This window comes from Paenibacillus pabuli (genome assembly GCF_039831995.1).
GTDB lineage: Bacteria > Bacillota > Bacilli > Paenibacillales > Paenibacillaceae > Paenibacillus > Paenibacillus pabuli_C.
The window spans coordinates 1,780,363-1,797,680 of record NZ_JBDOIO010000003.1; the positions used below are offsets into that span (position 1 = coordinate 1,780,363).

General features: G+C 47.3%; 17 protein-coding genes. 1 reads left to right on the forward strand and 16 read right to left on the reverse strand.

Annotated elements, in window-relative coordinates; all coding sequences use genetic code 11:
- The first annotated feature begins 205 nt into the window (after positions 1-205).
- Positions 206-1,171, forward strand: coding sequence for a polysaccharide deacetylase family protein (locus ABGV42_RS10020; RefSeq protein ID WP_347381534.1), 966 nt, complete (start codon positions 206-208; stop codon positions 1,169-1,171).
- 3 nt (positions 1,172-1,174) lie between these two features.
- Here the strand turns inward: ABGV42_RS10020 and ABGV42_RS10025 are convergent, their stop codons facing one another.
- From ABGV42_RS10025 to fabD, 16 genes are all read right to left on the reverse strand, one after another.
- The gene (locus ABGV42_RS10025; protein ID WP_347381535.1) at positions 1,175-2,422 is read right to left on the reverse strand and encodes a hypothetical protein; all 1,248 of its coding nucleotides are present in this window, start codon (positions 2,420-2,422) and stop codon (positions 1,175-1,177) included.
- 146 nt (positions 2,423-2,568) lie between these two features.
- Entirely contained in the window at positions 2,569-2,946 is a 378-nt protein-coding gene (locus ABGV42_RS10030; RefSeq protein ID WP_347381536.1) for a VOC family protein, read from the reverse strand.
- A 225-nt stretch (positions 2,947-3,171) separates the two neighbouring features.
- On the reverse strand, positions 3,172-3,945 hold the full coding sequence (trmD, locus tag ABGV42_RS10035; RefSeq protein ID WP_347381537.1) for a tRNA (guanosine(37)-N1)-methyltransferase TrmD: 774 nt from the start codon (positions 3,943-3,945) through the stop codon (positions 3,172-3,174).
- A gap of 1 nt (position 3,946) precedes the next feature.
- Positions 3,947-4,459: a ribosome maturation factor RimM gene (gene rimM, locus ABGV42_RS10040; protein ID WP_347381538.1), complete on the reverse strand. Its 513-nt coding sequence runs from the start codon at positions 4,457-4,459 to the stop codon at positions 3,947-3,949.
- Between the two features lie 320 nt (positions 4,460-4,779).
- Positions 4,780-5,010: a KH domain-containing protein gene (locus ABGV42_RS10045; protein WP_024630185.1), complete on the reverse strand. Its 231-nt coding sequence runs from the start codon at positions 5,008-5,010 to the stop codon at positions 4,780-4,782.
- Between the two features lie 23 nt (positions 5,011-5,033).
- Positions 5,034-5,306 (reverse strand): 30S ribosomal protein S16, encoded by a 273-nt coding sequence (gene rpsP, locus ABGV42_RS10050; protein WP_024630184.1) that lies wholly within the window; start codon positions 5,304-5,306, stop codon positions 5,034-5,036.
- Positions 5,307-5,360: 54 nt separating this feature from the next.
- Positions 5,361-6,737 carry a signal recognition particle protein gene (gene ffh, locus ABGV42_RS10055; protein ID WP_024630183.1) on the reverse strand — a complete coding sequence of 459 codons (1,377 nt, stop codon included), beginning with the start codon at positions 6,735-6,737 and terminating at the stop codon, positions 5,361-5,363.
- Between the two features lie 58 nt (positions 6,738-6,795).
- Positions 6,796-7,146 carry a putative DNA-binding protein gene (locus tag ABGV42_RS10060; protein WP_095287857.1) on the reverse strand — a complete coding sequence of 117 codons (351 nt, stop codon included), beginning with the start codon at positions 7,144-7,146 and terminating at the stop codon, positions 6,796-6,798.
- A gap of 261 nt (positions 7,147-7,407) precedes the next feature.
- Positions 7,408-8,055, reverse strand: coding sequence for a PAQR family membrane homeostasis protein TrhA (gene trhA, locus ABGV42_RS10065; RefSeq protein WP_064639088.1), 648 nt, complete (start codon positions 8,053-8,055; stop codon positions 7,408-7,410).
- Between the two features lie 144 nt (positions 8,056-8,199).
- On the reverse strand, positions 8,200-9,213 hold the full coding sequence (gene ftsY, locus ABGV42_RS10070) for a signal recognition particle-docking protein FtsY (RefSeq protein WP_095287858.1): 1,014 nt from the start codon (positions 9,211-9,213) through the stop codon (positions 8,200-8,202).
- Between the two features lie 74 nt (positions 9,214-9,287).
- Positions 9,288-12,863, reverse strand: a complete 3,576-nt coding sequence (gene smc, locus ABGV42_RS10075; RefSeq protein WP_347381539.1) for a chromosome segregation protein SMC — start codon at positions 12,861-12,863, stop codon at positions 9,288-9,290.
- 196 nt (positions 12,864-13,059) lie between these two features.
- On the reverse strand, positions 13,060-13,758 hold the full coding sequence (gene rnc / locus ABGV42_RS10080) for a ribonuclease III (RefSeq protein ID WP_347381540.1): 699 nt from the start codon (positions 13,756-13,758) through the stop codon (positions 13,060-13,062).
- A 13-nt stretch (positions 13,759-13,771) separates the two neighbouring features.
- A complete protein-coding gene (fabF, locus tag ABGV42_RS10085) occupies positions 13,772-15,010 on the reverse strand; it encodes a beta-ketoacyl-ACP synthase II (protein ID WP_347381541.1) in 1,239 nt (412 codons plus the stop codon).
- 179 nt (positions 15,011-15,189) lie between these two features.
- A complete protein-coding gene (gene acpP, locus ABGV42_RS10090; RefSeq protein WP_024630176.1) occupies positions 15,190-15,423 on the reverse strand; it encodes an acyl carrier protein in 234 nt (77 codons plus the stop codon).
- 152 nt (positions 15,424-15,575) lie between these two features.
- On the reverse strand, positions 15,576-16,325 hold the full coding sequence (gene fabG / locus ABGV42_RS10095) for a 3-oxoacyl-[acyl-carrier-protein] reductase (RefSeq protein WP_347381542.1): 750 nt from the start codon (positions 16,323-16,325) through the stop codon (positions 15,576-15,578).
- 37 nt (positions 16,326-16,362) lie between these two features.
- Positions 16,363-17,295 carry an ACP S-malonyltransferase gene (fabD, locus tag ABGV42_RS10100; protein WP_347381543.1) on the reverse strand — a complete coding sequence of 311 codons (933 nt, stop codon included), beginning with the start codon at positions 17,293-17,295 and terminating at the stop codon, positions 16,363-16,365.
- Positions 17,296-17,318: the final 23 nt, after the last annotated feature.

Genomic DNA, 17,318 nt, shown 5'->3' on the forward strand with positions numbered 1-17,318 from the left:
TTGTACCATGCCATATATCAAAACACAAGAAAAAATAAACATAATATCTCAAACTACTCTTCCATCTGAAGTCAACCACATTACGGAAAAAATAATGTAACTTTCTGTCAAGAATGTTCGTCTATGATATAGCTTGGCGGATTACTGAATGACTGTCTGAAATTGCGCTAAGAAACGAAATTGTATAAGGAGAAACAACCGAGCTATGAAATATTGGAAAAGATTTATCCTTGCGGCACTAGCCGCAATCACCTGTATCATTACGCTATATGCCTATGCTGTTAATCATCCGACCAATGCACTATCACACAAAGCATGCACATCCTGGGACATGGTCAAACGTAAAGCGTTCCTGATGTCTCACACGGACTACTCAAGCAAGACCGGGCTGAATCTGGCTACCTTTCAAGTTGCGCCTGGTACGGCTACAGAAGTTCCTGTACTCATGTATCACTACATACAACCCAAAGCGAATAATCACGAAACAGGAAACAAATCGATAATTAATCTTGAAGATTTCGAAGACAATATGAAGTACTTGTATGATGAAGGGTATCATACGATTACACTGGAGCAGCTAGAAGACTACGTAAATGGTCTGATCTCACTGCCGAAGAAATCTATTGTCATCACTTTTGATGATGGATATCAGAACAATTATACACTTGCCTATCCCGTGCTCAAAAAATATAATTTTCATGCTTCCCTTTTTGTCATCGGCAGCAAGATTCAGGATCAGCCAGCTGATTTTGATCCCGCCAAGAAAACGTTTATCTCCGAACCGGAGATGAAGGCTGCAGCAGACGTGTTTGAGTTTAACAGCCACACCTACAACCTGCATCACAAGGGGTTTATGCGCTGCGGTGAGAGCGTGCCTGTAGGACTCGATACAAGCCTGCTGAACGATGACATCAAGATGATGAAGGAAAAAGGAATCGATACGCCCTATCTGGCTTACCCTTTCGGTTATACCAGCACACAGATGATTTATCACCTGCAGCAAAATGGTTATCGTATGGCCTTCTCCGTTCGTTCCGGGTTTGTTCGTCCGGGTGATAATCCGATGAAGCTACCAAGACTAACGGTGACGACCGGGACGGATTTGGCCAAATTGCTTAACCCCGAAGCCGATCAGTCAGATATACTCCCTCTGGTCGATATCAGTCAATAGAAGCTATATTAACACTTCTCCGCCTGGATATAGAGTCGAGCTGTACAGTCTTTTGGACTGCGGCTCGGCTTTTTTGGTGGTCCTTGCGGCCAGTTCAACTTTAGAGCTGGAATACAGGACAGCTTCGTTCGCATCGTAGATGATGATCTGTTCCTTCCCGGACTGACAGAGATCCGCATGTACGGCATATCCTTCTTTTCCGAATTCTGCAATCGTTTGCATCTCTCCATCCACCAAAGAAGGCAGCACACCTCCGCCTCTGCGATACGCCAATATATAATCCAGTCCGCTATCATTCCAGTCACGTACAGGCTCTATAATCGTTAGCCATCCACGTGTAGTACGATCTTCCTTCCAGAGTTCTCTTCCCTCGCAATCCAATAAAAACATGCCGTCTTTACCGTGTTCATCTCCGCGGACAATACGATCAAGACCAGCAATTTGCAAACCGCTCAACCCGTCGCAAAACCTCCCTAACGCAATGTGTTGTGATTCAATTGAATCGGCATAGCGCCATTTCTCACGGCCGTAACGGTCCATCATTACGGTTACACTGCCGCCGATAACAATTTCAATGTCACCGTCTCCGTCCACATCTCCAAACCAGATACAATCGGCATGATCGTCCAGATCTGTACAAGACCACAGCAAGGTTCCGTCATGATCCAGCATGTCATAGCCTGCCATAACCTCATCCTTCCCATCAGCATCAATATCGTATACCCATGGAAAATGTCCAACATTGCCTTCGTGCTTCCATAGAAGATTAAAATCATGATCAAGTGCCCATAAGGTTTTATAACGATCTTTCAGTATGACATCCAGCTTCTGTTTATCCCCGGTCAGATTCGCAAGAATAATGCAGTCATGTGCCTCATCACCCGGTAAAGAATGTGTACTTTTAATATCCCCGGTTTTTCCGTCCAAAACCAGAAACTGTTTATTCATAATACAAACGACTTCATTGTTCCCGTCTCCATCCCAATCCGCAATTTGAGCGGGGTAATCCGATCCTGGACCACCTGCATCCGGGTCAGGTTTTCCCACTTGCCAGAGGAGCTCTCCATCCAGATCATATGCCGTCAGACAGGTTACCTGATGCGGAACATAACGGTCATCAATTCCGCCATCGGCTTGAACCAGCAGCATCTCTAATCGACCATCTCCATTCAGGTCCCCAAGAAGCATTTTGCAGCGTTCCCCGGCTTGACTTATATCTACTCTGCCGATCTCGTAAGGCTGATGATACATAATCTTCCTCCTCCGTTTTTTCGTTATAGATTCCTCTTACTAAATTTAACATAAAGATCTCATCTATTTTTTATAACTCTTGTGCTGAAATTCTAAAAAATATACTTTCTCATTGTTTACTCATGCCGTACGTGATCTAAGCATCATCATTTAATCCATTCCAAAAACTCAAGCCGATTGCCAAAAGGATCGTTAACATAAAAGCGTTTTACCCCTTCATCCGTCCTCGCATTGTCATCTATGATATAAACCTGATTACCGTTTAGATGTTCCTTCAATGCGTCTAAGTTCTGAACGTGAAATGCTGGATGAGCTTTTGCAGCGGGTACAAAATCTTTTTGTACTCCAATATGCACCTGATGAGTTCCGCAAAGGAACCAAACGCCACCACGTTTTTTTAGAGCTTCAGGTTTAGGGATCTCTGTCCACCCCATAACGTTATGAAAAAATCTCCGGGCTTCCGCTTCGCATCCTTCTGGAGCCGCAAGTTGGACATGATCAAGACCATAGAAGTTATAAGTCATTTAAACAACGCCCTCCTGTTTCATTTAGTAAAACCGGGTTTCATAATATTATTTTATAACAGTCTGCGTGCTAAATCCATCTTTTTACATTTAAAGTCGTTACGAGAAGTTCAGCATACGCGTCCCCCACAACACAAAAAGACCAACCTTTGTTGCCAAAGGATGGCCTTTATACCTTGTGATCGTAGCAACACTACTTATCATGCTATCTTAAAATATTTGCATCTACTCGGAAGTCCGTTCCATCTCAGAACGAAGTTTGTCGAGCCATATCCGTTCTTTCTCGGTCAATTCGGCGGTATCCAGCATATCGGGTCTGCGCTCGAGCGTACGGATCAGGGACTGTTCTCTGCGCCATGCATCAATATTCAGATGATGGCCAGATAACAACACATCCGGTACCTTCATGCCTCTGAATTCAGGCGGTCGTGTATAATGCGGATATTCGAGCAGCCCTGTGCTGAACGAATCCGTTACAGCACTCGTCTCGTTTCCGAGGACACCCGGGATAAGACGAGCAATGCTGTCAATGGCCACCATTGCAGGCAGCTCACCTCCGGTTAATACATAGTCCCCAATGGACAACTCGTCGGTGACCAGAAATTCGCGTATACGCTCATCATAGCCTTCATAATGTCCACAAATAAAAATCAGATGATCTTCCTGTACCAGTTCTTCCGCTTTTTTCTGTGTAAATGTCTCGCCTTGCGGACACATTAGGATGATACGAGGAGCTTTGGTGGATAACGATGTTGACTCTTCATTACGCTTTTCAAGCACATCCTCAACAGCAGCAAAGATCGGATCAGGCTTTAAGACCATCCCCCCGCCTCCACCATAAGGTGTATCATCAACCGTATTGTGTTTATTCGTAGCATAGTTCCGGAAGTTTACTGCATTCAGAGACACAAGACCCTTGGCCTGTGCTTTGCCAAGAATGCTTGTCCCGAATACACCTTCGAACATTTCTGGAAATAGCGTTAATACATCCACTCTCATGTTAAAGCAATCCTTCCATCAGATGAACCTTAACCAGTTTCTCATTAACATCAACATCAAGCACCACATCATCAATAACGGGTAGCAAGATTTCCTTGCCTGCCGCTGTTTTAACAACCCATACGTCATTTGCTCCAGGCGTCAGAATCTCGGAGATCGTTCCGAGGTTTTCACCTTCTTCAGTCACGACAGTACATCCAACGATTTGGTGGAAGTAGTACTCATTCTCCTCCAGTTCAGCCAAGTTCTCTTTAGATACTTTAGCTATGCCGCCTTTGAACTTTTCCACTTCATTGATGTTTCCGTACTCTTTCAATCGAACGATATACATATTTTTATGCAATCGAGCTGATTCCACATGAACCAGCACAGGGTGGTTATCGGGCGTAAACAAATACAGCTCCGCATCCTTCGCAAAGCGCACTTCCGGGAAATCGGTTAAAGGCATGATTCTCAACTCGCCACGAATTCCGTGCGTATTGACGATTTTACCTACATTCATAAACTCTGCCATACGTTCCTCCTGCATTTGATTCTATAGAATTCAATCCTTATTACACTGCACACTACGCGGTCAGAACAATCTTCCGATCACTGTTACCCCAGATTTCTTTGGTCTTCATATCAAAGGTTAAAAATCCGGTGGTAAAGGTGAGTTAATGCTTACGAAGTAGCTTTCTTCCAGAAAGCTTTTAGCTATACTTCTTCAGATTTGTTCTGCCCTCTCCGTTATTGTGTAATTCTAAAATCAATTTATATAATGGGTTTTATTGATAAGTTCAGCATGCACGAAAAGGGGCTAGGACATGCATCCTAACCCCCTTTCGTATATCTTTAAGATATGATATCGACGGTAACCCGTTTATCCATCTTAACTGCTGCTGATGTGACGACCGTACGAAGAGATTTTGCGATTCGCCCTTGTTTACCAATAACCTTCCCGACATCGTCAGGATGAACAGTTAACTCGTAAACGACAAGCCGGTCTTTCTCAACCGTCCGAACCGCCACATCTTCCGGATGATCGACCAAAGCCTTAGCAATTATGCTTACTAATTCTTCCATAGATGACCCTCCGAATCAGCACCTTATTTAGTCAATTTAGACTCGTGGAACTTCTTCATCACGCCCGCTTTGCTCAGCAAGTTGCGGACAGTGTCGGATGCTTGCGCACCGTTTTGAAGCCATTGCAATGCTTTATCTTCATCGATCTTAACAACAGCCGGTTGTTCAACCGGGTTGTAGTAACCGATCTCCTCGATAAAACGACCGTCACGTGGGGAACGGGAATCCGATACCACTACGCGGTAGAAAGGAGCTTTGTGAGCACCCATACGTTTCAGACGAATACGAACTGCCATTTGAAAATTCACCTCCTTCAATGAAATCTGTATATTCCTTAGCAACCCTTGCAATCAACGGAAAGGAAACTTCATTCCTTTGCCAAGACCCTTCAGCTGCTTCATTGCCTTGTTCTTGCCGCCTTTAGGTCCCATCATATCCGAGAACTGTTTCATCATGCGGCGCATTTCATCAAACTGCTTGATCAGACGATTTACCTCTGCGAGGGATGTACCGCTACCTGTAGCAATCCGTTTCCGGCGACTATGATTGATCATGTCGGGGTTGCGCTTCTCCTCGGTAGTCATGGAGTACACAATCGCTTCGATCCGGCCCATTTGCTTGTCGTCGACTTTCAGGTCCTTGGCTTGCTTCATCTTGCCCATGCCGGGAATCATATCCATAATCTGATCGATTGGTCCTAGCTTCTTCACCTGATCCATTTGCTCCAGGAAATCCTCGAACGTAAATTCTGCATTACGCATTTTGCGTTCCATTTCCTTGGCTTTTTCGGTATCAATGTTGGATTGTGCTTTCTCAATCAGAGAGAGCATATCCCCCATCCCGAGAATCCGTGAAGCCATCCGTTCCGGATGGAAAGGTTCAAGAGCATCAAGCTTCTCACCGAGTGAAGCAAACTTGATTGGACAGCCGGTAACTGCTTTTACCGAAAGTGCAGCACCACCGCGCGTATCGCCATCCAGTTTGGTCAAAACGACCCCGGTCAAGTCAAGCTGCTGGTTAAAGTGTTCCGCCACATTAACAGCATCCTGACCGGTCATGCTATCGACCACAAGCAGGACTTCGTCTGGATTCACTACGCTGTGAATCTGGCGCAGTTCTTCCATCAATTCCTCATCAACGTGCAAACGTCCCGCGGTATCGATGATGACATAGTCATTGCCGTTATCCTTGGCATGCTGCAGACCCTGACGTGCGATCTCCACCGGGCTTGTCTGATCTCCCAATGTAAACACCGGAGCCTTGATCTGCTCACCCAGTACTTGCAATTGCTTAATCGCTGCAGGACGATAAATATCCCCCGCGACCAGCAATGGCCGACTGTTTTGCTTCTGCAGCATTTTAGCCAGCTTACCGGATGTCGTCGTTTTACCAGCACCCTGCAAACCAACCATCATCAGTACCGTAGGCGGTTTGTTCGCTTTAGCCAGTTTCGACTGGCTTCCGCCCATCAAATCCGTCAGTTCCTTGTTTACGATGTCGATAATAACCATGCCTGGCGTGAAGCTTTCCATGACTTCCTTGCCGACAGCTTTCTCTTTCACCTTGGCGATGAATTCCTTGACCACTTTGAAGTTTACATCCGCTTCGAGCAATGCCAGACGTACCTCGCGCATAGCTTCGGCAACATCTTCATCCGACACCTTGCCTTTGCCGCGCAGCTTGCTGAACACATTCTGCAATCGGGTCGTTAATCCTTCAAATGCCATGATCCCACCTCCTTAAGCTGTAATACTGTTTTTAGAACCGATACGTTCCGTTCAATTCCTATTCCCGGAGCTGGTGAACAATATCGTTTATTTGTTTGTTGTTATCAATGGAGACACCTGCGCGCTCCAGTGCATTTTGCAAATCTTCAAGATTGCGGCTGCGTCGTTCGTGCTTCTCCAGCAAGCCAAGCTTACTTTCGTAATTTTCCAGCACCTGTTCAGCACGCTTGATATGCTCGTATACCGCCTGGCGGCTGATCTCAAACTCGGCTGCAATCTCACCAAGCGAGAAATCATCATGAAAGTAATATTTCAGGAATGTTTGCTGTTTCTCAGTAAGCAAACGTTCGTAGAAAGCAAACAGCAAGTTAATCCGGTTTGTCTTCTCAAGCCGGTTTTCTTGACTCATATCAGGGCACTCCCTTCGTCAAGGAAAAACACTTTACACTCTTGCAACGTTCCTAATAATACCGAAAACAAATCAGGATGTCAAGCAAAAATACTTGTCACAATAAAAACGTTCATTTTGCACTCATTTTTCGTGCCTATACGGTTGATCTTAGCCATTCCTATACAGTAGAATACGACTTGCTGCATCCCTTATATAGAACAAAAAAACGAATGGGTCTCCACAGATGGAGCCGATTCGTTTTACACTATCTACCGTGTTCTAGCGAAGTGGTGTCAGGTACAGCAGTACCATAAAGAAATGAAGAATACTGCCTGCCAACACAAAGAGATGCCAAATCGCATGGTGATACGGAAATCCACGCCACACATAAAAAAGCGTACCCAGTGTATACATCAGACCTCCAGCAACCAGCAGCACGATTCCGCCTGTAGGAATGGCAGCCATAAGCGGTTGCCAGGCAATAACGATGAGCCAGCCCATCGCAATATAGAAAATCGTGGACATGAATAGAAACCTTTTCGTAAAAAACGCCTTAAAGATCACGCCGAATAATGCGATTCCCCAGATTACACCGAACAAGGTCCAACCCAGTGTGCCGCGAACAGCAATAAACAGAAGCGGAGTGTACGATCCCGCAATAAACAAATAAATGGAAGAATGGTCGAAAATCTCAAATAAATCTTTCATTTTCCCATCTTTCCATGCATGCACGAGTGTAGAGCTCGTATAGAGCAGCAACATGGTGATCCCGTAGATCGTGAAACTGACAACATGCCAAGCCGTGCCTTTCATACTCGAAAATACAATCAACAGCACCAGTGCAGCTACACTGAGTGCAGCGCCGATCCCATGAGTCACTGCATTAGCGACTTCTTCGCGGCGGGAATAGGTATAGGTATTGGCCATATCAACCGTCCTTTCTAACCCTTTAGCCTTGCCTTCTTTATTCCCATTATACACGTATTGCCAGTGACATTACACGTGACACTTATCACGTATATCACTGGCAATACGGTTAACGCTATTAAATCATCCTATTTATTAATGGTTCTAAGAACTGGCTTCCTCATCTTCTGCGTCCTGATCCGGTTGCTCTTGGATCAGTCCGGCAAACAACGCATGCACGAATTGCTCTGAGTCGAATGGCTGCAGATCATCAATTTTCTCACCAAGACCTACCATCTTCACTGGCAGATCCAGTTCCTGACGAATGGCAACGACAATACCGCCTTTCGCCGTACCATCCAGCTTCGTCAGCACGAGTCCAGTCACGCCGCTTTTCTCCCCGAACAGTTTGGCCTGATTCAAAGCATTCTGTCCAGTTGTTGCGTCGAGAACCATCAATACTTCGTGCGGAGCTTCCGGGATTTCACGCTGAATGACACGATAGATCTTGTTAAGCTCCTCCATGAGATTGGATTTGTTCTGCAGACGACCTGCCGTATCACATAGCAAAACATCTGCGCCACGCTGTTTGGCTGCTTGCACAGCATCATACATCACCGCAGCGGGATCTGATCCCGCCTGCTGCTTAATGACTTCGACGCCGGCACGCTGTCCCCATACCTCAAGCTGCTCAATTGCACCGGCCCGGAAGGTATCACCAGCAGCCATGATGACTTTTTTGCCCTGCTGTTTGAAACGATGTGCCAGCTTGCCAATCGTGGTTGTTTTACCTACGCCGTTAACCCCGACAAACAGAATAACGGTAATGCCATCCGGATTCATCTTCAGTTCGTTATTTTGTTCGCCGCGCAGCAGGTCTGTCAATTTCTCGGACAATACAGGCTGCAATTCAGCCGCGTCTTCAATTTTGCGTTTTTTGACCTCAACACGCAGGTCTTCAATCAGGTTCATGACCGTATTGACCCCAACGTCTGCTCCAATCAGGATCTCTTCCAGTTCCTCATAGAATTCCTCATCGATCTTTTTGCGGCGAATAACGAGATCGGATACTTTCTCCACAAGCCCTTTACGTGTCTTCTCCAGTCCATCCTTAAACTGCTTCGTTACCGACTCCGTTTTGCTTGCAATGCTGTCTCTCAGCTTTTTAAAGAAACTCATAAAGCCCCTCCATCGTGTACATAATCTTAGTGCTGTTTATTTAATTAACAAGTTCTTGATTTATAGAGAATTCTTTAAGCACTAGCTATTTCGGCTTCCTCATCTTCCAGTCTAACCGAAACCAGCTTCGATACTCCGCCCTCTTCCATGGTGACACCATATAGAACATCCGCTTCTTCCATTGTGCCCTTCCGGTGAGTAACGACGATAAACTGTGTCTGTTCGGAGAATTCACGCAAATACTGGGCAAAACGTACCACATTGGCCTCATCCAGCGCAGCCTCGACCTCATCCAGAACACAGAATGGTACAGGCTTCACGTGCAAGATGGCGAACAACAGCGCCATTGCCGTTAATGCGCGTTCTCCGCCCGATAACAACTGTAGGTTCTGCAGTTTTTTGCCTGGTGGCTGGGCGACGATATCAATTCCGGTTTCCAGAAGCCGTTCCGGGTCCATCAGAACCAGATCCGCACGTCCACCGCCAAATAGCTTGGTAAATACCGTACCGAATTCACGGCGAATGGCATCAAAGGTTGTCTTGAAACGTTTAGCCATCTCATCTTCCATTTCACGGATGACTTGGTACAACGTCGTTTTGGCTTCCACCAGATCATTTTTCTGCTCACTAAGGAACTCGTATCGTTCATTGACCCGCTGGAATTCCTCAATCGCGCCAAGATTGACTTCACCCAGAGCTGAGATGCTGCGCTTAAGCTTCTGCACCTCTGTCTGAGTCGTCTCTACATCTTCCGGTACAGGATATCGCTCTTTGGCGAGCTCATAACCAAGTTCATAGTCGTCCATCAGTTTGCGCAGGATGTTTTCCAGTTCAACATCAAGCCTGTTGACGGAAATTTCCGTCTGTCGCATCTGTTCCTCTACCGCTTTTAACTGAGTACGCTGTTCCTTCGTTTCACTCTCAGCAAGTTCAAGTTTCCTCGACAGCTCACTTCGTGCAGCACGTTTCAAATCCAGCTGCTCGGAAGCTTCCGTTTTCTTCAACTTGAACTGATTCAGATCTTCAATCTGTTTGACGCTCTCCACCTGCGTTTTCTTCAGGTCTGCTTCCATGGAAGCCAGCAGTGTCCGGTTCTGACGTAAATCTTTGACCAGCGACTCCACTTCCCGCTCCAATCGGCGCAGCTGCTCCTCATTTGAAAACCGTTCCTGATCCAGCTTACCCTCTCTGACTTTCAGTTCGGTCAACTGGCTTTGCAGCTCTTCCTTCGCAGACTCATTTGCTTTGCGTGCAAACTCTGCAGCATGAATGGCACGGTGAGTCGCCTTCTCTTCCTCTTCAAGCTGCTCCAGTTTCTGCACAGCTGCTTCGCGTGCCGTATCCATCTCTTTGATTTCTTCGGTAAATCCGCTTTTCTCCTGGCCGGCTACCGCAACCTGTTCCAACACGTGGCGCAGCTCGTGCTCGACCTGTTTCATTTCCATGGATGCCTGCTGTTCAGCATTTCGTGTATCGTCACCCGACTGACGCAGCTCATCCAGCTTGTCCTGGCATTGTTCCAATTGGACTTTCACATCATCAACACTGCGGTGCAGCTTCACAATCTGGTTTTCGGTATCCAAAATATCCTGATCCAGTTGGTCCAGCTGCCGTTTCCGGCTGAGCAGACTTACATTTTTCTTATGCTGGCTCCCCCCTGTCATGGAACCGCCCGCATTGACCACATCCCCTTCAAGGGTTACAACGCGGAAACGGTACTGACAGCGTGCCGCAATTTTATTGGCGTATTCCAGCGTTTCGGCAATGATGACATTCCCGAGTAGACTTCCGATGATATTGGCATAACGGGAATCATAGTGTACGAGATCAGCACCAATCCCCACGAAGCCATCCATGCCTTCGATCATGGAACGCTCACTGGAACCAACAGTACGCGGACGAATGACATCGAGCGGCAGGAATGTGGCTCTACCGAGCTGACGCTGCTTCAGGAATGCGATGGCCTGTCTTGAGACGGACTCGTTCTCCATCACGACATGCTGCAGTGCAGCCCCCATTGCGGTTTCCACAGCCAGTTCGATCTTTTCAGGAACCTTGACCAGTTCCGCCACGGCTCCATGCACACCACTAAGAGTACCTTTGCGGGAAGCTTTGAGGACTTCTTTGACCCCAAGCATAAACCCGTCGAAATCATCCTGCATCTCTTTCATCGTATCCCGGCGGGATACCTGTGCTTCGCGCTTCTGTTCCCATTTACGAACTGTGCTGCGACTCTCTTCGAGCAGCTTCTGCAAGGATTGCAGACGTTCACTTTCAGTAATGTATCCACCGCGCAAATCGCTGATCTCTTTACCCAAACGAATCACTTTCTTCTCGATCTCCGCTTTTCGGGCTTCGAGCGTTTCCTTTTGCTCTTCCCACTTGCCGGATTCCTCGGATGCGCGGTTCATTCGACGTTCAAGCGACTCTTTCTGCTGATCGGCATACCGAATCTCGTTACGCGTCTGAGCCATCTGGTTCATCAGTTCCAGCAAATTCCCCTTGAGGCTTTCTTCCTGCTGCTGACTGATTCCGCCAGTAACGCCTATGAGCTTCGCTTCTTCCTCAGACAGGCGGTTTCTCACTTCACCCAGTTCCTGCTCCAGCTTGCCAAACTTCTCGCGTAATGCAAGCAGCTCAGCTTCACGTTCCCGATGTCGTTCTTCACTCGCAGCAAGTGTAACCGTGAGCTGCTCATGATTGGTTTGCAAATGACGAGAACGTTCTTTGAGCAATTCTCCAAGACCTTCACTTTTCTCCGTTGCTTCACTGAATTGCAGCAAGGCGGATTGCAGCTGTTCTGTCTCCGTCTCCAAGATTCGAAGTGCATTCCGGTCGCTCTCCAGCTTGGCATCATGTGTGGAAACAATTGCGGCAAGGCCAACTTCTTCTTCTTTTAACGACTGTAACCGTTCGTTCGCCTTGCTCCAGGATGCATGAATCTGCTCAATCTGGTAAACGTACATGGAGATTTCTTTTGATTTTAGCTGTCCACGCAATTCCTTGTAGTGAATCGCTTTTTCCGATTGTTCTCTCAGCGGGCCAATCTGGTCCTCCAGTTCTGTAACCAAATCATGAATACGCAGCAAGTTTTGCTCCGTCTCATCCAGTTTGCGTGTGGCGTCCCGCTTGCGGGATTTATACTTTACAATACCGGATGCCTCTTCAAAAATACCTCTGCGATCCTCGGAACGAGTACTCAAAATTTCCTCGATACGTCCCTGACCGATAATGGAGTAGGCTTCCTTCCCGATCCCGGTGTCCATAAACAATTCCGTTATATCTTTCAGCCGGCATGACTGCTTGTTGATAAAATATTCACTGTCCCCGCTGCGATGTACACGACGAGTCACTGTCACTTCACCAAAATCAAGGGCAAGCGCGTGGTCCTCATTATCCAGCGTTAACGACACTTCACCATAATTGACGGCTTTCCTTGCATCGCTGCCTGCAAAAATGATGTCTTCCATTTTGCCGCCCCGCAGTGATTTGGCACTTTGTTCCCCAAGCACCCAGCGAATCCCGTCTGAAATATTACTCTTGCCACTTCCGTTCGGACCCACTACTGCCGTAATGCCGCGAACGAATTCCATCTCTGTTTTGTCGGCGAATGACTTGAATCCACCCAGTTCAATTCGTTTCAGAAACATAGGGTATCCCGTCACCTCCTCTTGCTTATTTCAAGTGCTCCTTCAGCGCTGATCATGGATCAGGAATGAATCATTCTCCCCAATCCTCTCTTTACAAAAAAAAGAGCAAAAAGCAGTCCGGCCGATAATTTCCGCCGGGGCGGACCCGAGGGGCTGCTCTTTGCTCTTCGTTTGTCTATGCGCTACCCGGTATAGCTCAGGCTTCCGGAAGCTTCAATCGATCAAGCGCTGCGGATGCAGCCTGCTGCTCGGCTTCCTTTTTGGAACGTCCTGTACCTCTACCAAGCCGTTCTTGACCCATATGGACCTCCGAGACAAACTCACGTTCATGGGCAGGGCCCCGTTCTTCGACGATCCGATACTCAAGAGCTCCCATATTATGATGCTGAGTGAGTTCCTGCAGTTCCGTCTTGTAATCGCTCATCTGAAGCTTGCTGCCGAGAACGATCAACGGAAAAACATGCTGGTCCAGAAACGTTCGGACTGGCTCCAGTCCCTGATCCAGATACAATGCACCGATGAAAGATTCAAACACATCAGCCAGCAAAGCCGGCCGTGTTCGTCCTCCCGTCAGTTCCTCACCTTTACCAAGAAGTACATACTGACCAAAACCAAGTGCTTCTGCAAATTTGACGAGGGAAGGCTCGCAGACAATAGATGCCCGCAGCTTCGTTAATTCACCTTCCGGACGGTTAGGATACAAATGATACAAGTATTCCGATACAGTCAACTCAAGCACCGCATCGCCCAAAAACTCCAGACGCTCGTTATCCTGGTGCTGACTGAACCGGTGTTCGTTTACATAAGAAGCATGGGTAAACGCTTGTTTTAGAAGCTGCCTGTTGTCAAATTTGATTTGAAGTTTGTGTTGTAACTGCTTCAGATCTTCACTCAAACGAACTAGCCCCTTATGCTTCAAATTTTTTGAGAATAATGGTAGCATTGTGACCGCCGAATCCAAACGAGTTGGACATAACTACGTTCACATTGGTTTCACGCGGAACATTCGGAACATAATCCAGATCACATTCCGGATCCTGATTTTCCAAATTGATCGTAGGTGCGAGTGTCTGATGAGTCAGAGACAATCCGCAGATTACGGCTTCCACGCCACCGGCTGCACCCAGCATGTGACCTGTCATTGATTTGGTGGAACTTACTGCAAGCTTGTACGCGTGATCACCAAACGCCTTTTTGATCGCCAGCGTTTCGGACCGGTCACCTACAGGAGTTGATGTTCCGTGTGCATTGATGTAGTCTACTTCTTCTGGTTCAATTCCAGCATTGCGAAGAGCCATCTTCATGCAGCGTGCTGCTCCATCCGGATCCGGCTCAGTCATATGATGCGCATCGCCAGTCAGACCGTAACCGATTACTTCACCATAGATACGTGCACCACGTTTTTGAGCATGTTCCAACGATTCCAGAATCAGAATGCCTGCTCCTTCACCCATAACGAATCCGTCACGTCCAGTATCGAAAGGACGGCTTGCCTTAGCCGGTTCGTCGTTGCGTGTCGACATCGCGCGCATAGCACAGAAACCAGCCAGTCCCGTTGGTCTGATTGTCGCCTCCGCACCACCGCAGATCATTGCGTCTGCATCACCATTTGCAATCATCTTGAAAGAGTCCCCGATGGAATGCGTCCCTGTAGCGCAGGCGGTGACAACGTTGGTGTTCGGACCTTTAGCTCCAAGAGAAATCGACATTTGGCCAGAAGCCATGTTAGAAATCATCATAGGGATGAAGAATGGGCTTACCCGTTTTGGACCTTTTTGCAGCAATGCATTGTGCTGGTCCTCCCACGTTCCCAATCCGCCAATACCTGATCCGATGGATACGCCAAAGCGCTCTGCTTCGATGTTCTCATTGATCTTCAAACCACTATCCTCTACAGCTTTGAAACCTGCTGCTACAGCAAATTGAACAAAACGGTCCATTCTGCGAGCATCTTTACGATCCATATATTCATCCGGGTTGAAATCCTTAATTTCGGCAGCAATTTGTGTCGTGTATTCACTCACATCAAAGGCCTCAATCTGAGAGATTCCGGACTTGCCTGCCATTAAACTTCCCCAGAACGTTTCCAAATCTTTTCCGAGCGATGTCATTACGCCCATTCCGGTAATTACTACTCTTTGTTTCAAACCGACTCACCTCTATATCGACTGCTTACGCAATTATTTTGTGGGAATATCCGCAAGCGGATGCTAAACCGTCCCGATCCAAAAATCAAGCTGGATCAGCATCGCTGCGGAATGAGAAAAACCAATGAATGATGAGAAGTCCCGCCTATTCGAAAACAGGTGCGGGACTGAAATTGACTTTAGGTATGAGATTGTATGTAGTTTACAACTTCACCTACGGTCGTGATTTTTTCTGCATCTTCATCAGAGATTTCCAAATCGAATTCATCTTCCAATTCCATGACCAATTCTACTACATCCAAAGAATCAGCACCCAAATCTTCTTTGAAAGATGCTTCAAGTGTAACTTCAGCTTCGTCTGCGCCCAAGCGGTCGACGACGATGCGTTTTACACGCTCCAATACATCGGACATCCGGTTCACCTCCTCCTTGGTATTATACGAGAATCGCAGGCAAAATGCCATAGAAGACATATGCGGCTCCCGGCCGGGGAATCCGGCCTTTTTCCGGCATTTCGGATCGTCCAGCGCCTGTTCCCCGACTATTATTTTAAGTCCGGGAAGTTTTACATGTACATGCCGCCATCGACGTGCAATGTCTGCCCTGTCATATACGATGAGGCTTCCGATGCCAGGAATGTAACAACCCCAGCAATTTCATCCGGCTGACCCAGTCGGGACAGTGGAATGCCACTCAGCATACCATCAACGAGTTCCTGTGACAATTCCTTGGTCATATCCGTCTCAATGAACCCCGGTGCTACACAGTTAACCGTGATGCCACGAGAAGCCAGTTCACGAGCGGAAGCCTTGGTCAGACCGATTACCCCTGCCTTGGCAGCAACATAGTTGGCTTGTCCGGCATTACCCAGAACACCAACAACAGAAGAGATATTGATAATTCTGCCCGAGCGTTGTTTCATCATTGGACGAGTTACGGCTTTAAGGCAGTTAAATACCCCTTTGAGATTGGTCTCAATAACCTGGTCAAACTCTTCCTCTTTCATGCGCATGATCAGATTGTCACGTGTAATCCCTGCATTGTTAATCAGAATGTCGACATTTCCCCAAGCTTCAAGAGTAGCTTTGACCATTTGTTCAGCTTCATCCATTATTCCAACATTCGCTTGAATGGTGATCGCCTGAACTCCCTTGGCACGAATTGCTTCCGCAACTTCTTCAGCAGCAGCCTGACTGCCTGCATAGTTTACGGCCACATTGGCACCGGCTTCAGCCAAAGCGAGTGCGATGCTGCGGCCAATTCCGCGGGATGCGCCGGTTACCAGTGCGTTTTTGCCTTCTAACGGTTTAGACAACATAATTCCTCCTTTCCCCAAATAACCTGTCATTTAATCACTTCAACGCAGCTGCAGTAGCTTCAAGCGTTTCAAGACTGTTCACATTGTACAATTTTACGGATTTATCTGTTTTTTTAATCAATCCGGTCAATACACTTCCAGAACCAATCTCAACGAAGGTATCTACACCCTGCTCAATAAGCCATGTCACACTGTCTTCCCATAAAACCGGAGAATAGACCTGTTCTGTCAACAATTGTTGAACCTGTCCATTTTCAACGGGTCTTGCGGTCACGTTGGCGACCACAGGAACCTTGGCTGGCGAGAATGTTACGGTTTCCAGTTTCTCTGCCAGTTTTCCGGCGGCTTCCTTCATCAATGAGGAATGGAAAGGCCCGCTCACTTCCAGTGGAATAGCACGCTTGCCGCCAGCTTCCTTCACCCGTTCCGCTACGGCAGCCACACCTTCCTTGACACCGGAGATAACAATTTGACCCGGACAGTTCATATTAGCAAGTTCAACCGCATGACCAGTTTCAGATACGTCCCGGCAAAGCACCCCCAGCGCTTCCCGATCCGCACCCAGTACAGCAGCCATTGCTCCCTGCCCACCTGGTACTGCTTGTTCCATAAACTGACCACGTGCCCGTACAATGCTCACAGCGTCAGCAAACGACAGAACGCCCGCTGCAACGAGAGCACTGTATTCACCCAGACTGTGTCCAGCCGTATAGTCGGGCGTAATCCCTTTTTCTTTAAACGCCTCAAGTAGTGCAATACTTGCAGTGAGCAGCGCCGGTTGTGTATTTGATGTCTGTTTCAACTCGGCCTCTGGTCCTTCAAATACGAGATTGCTCAACGAAAAGCCTAGCTCCTCATCCGCTGTACGGAAAATTTCTGTTGCCGCAGGCACGGACTCATACGCGTCCTTGGCCATGCCTACAGCCTGTGATCCCTGTCCGGGAAATACAAATGCGATTTTGCTCATTAGATTTATCTCTCCCAGCTATC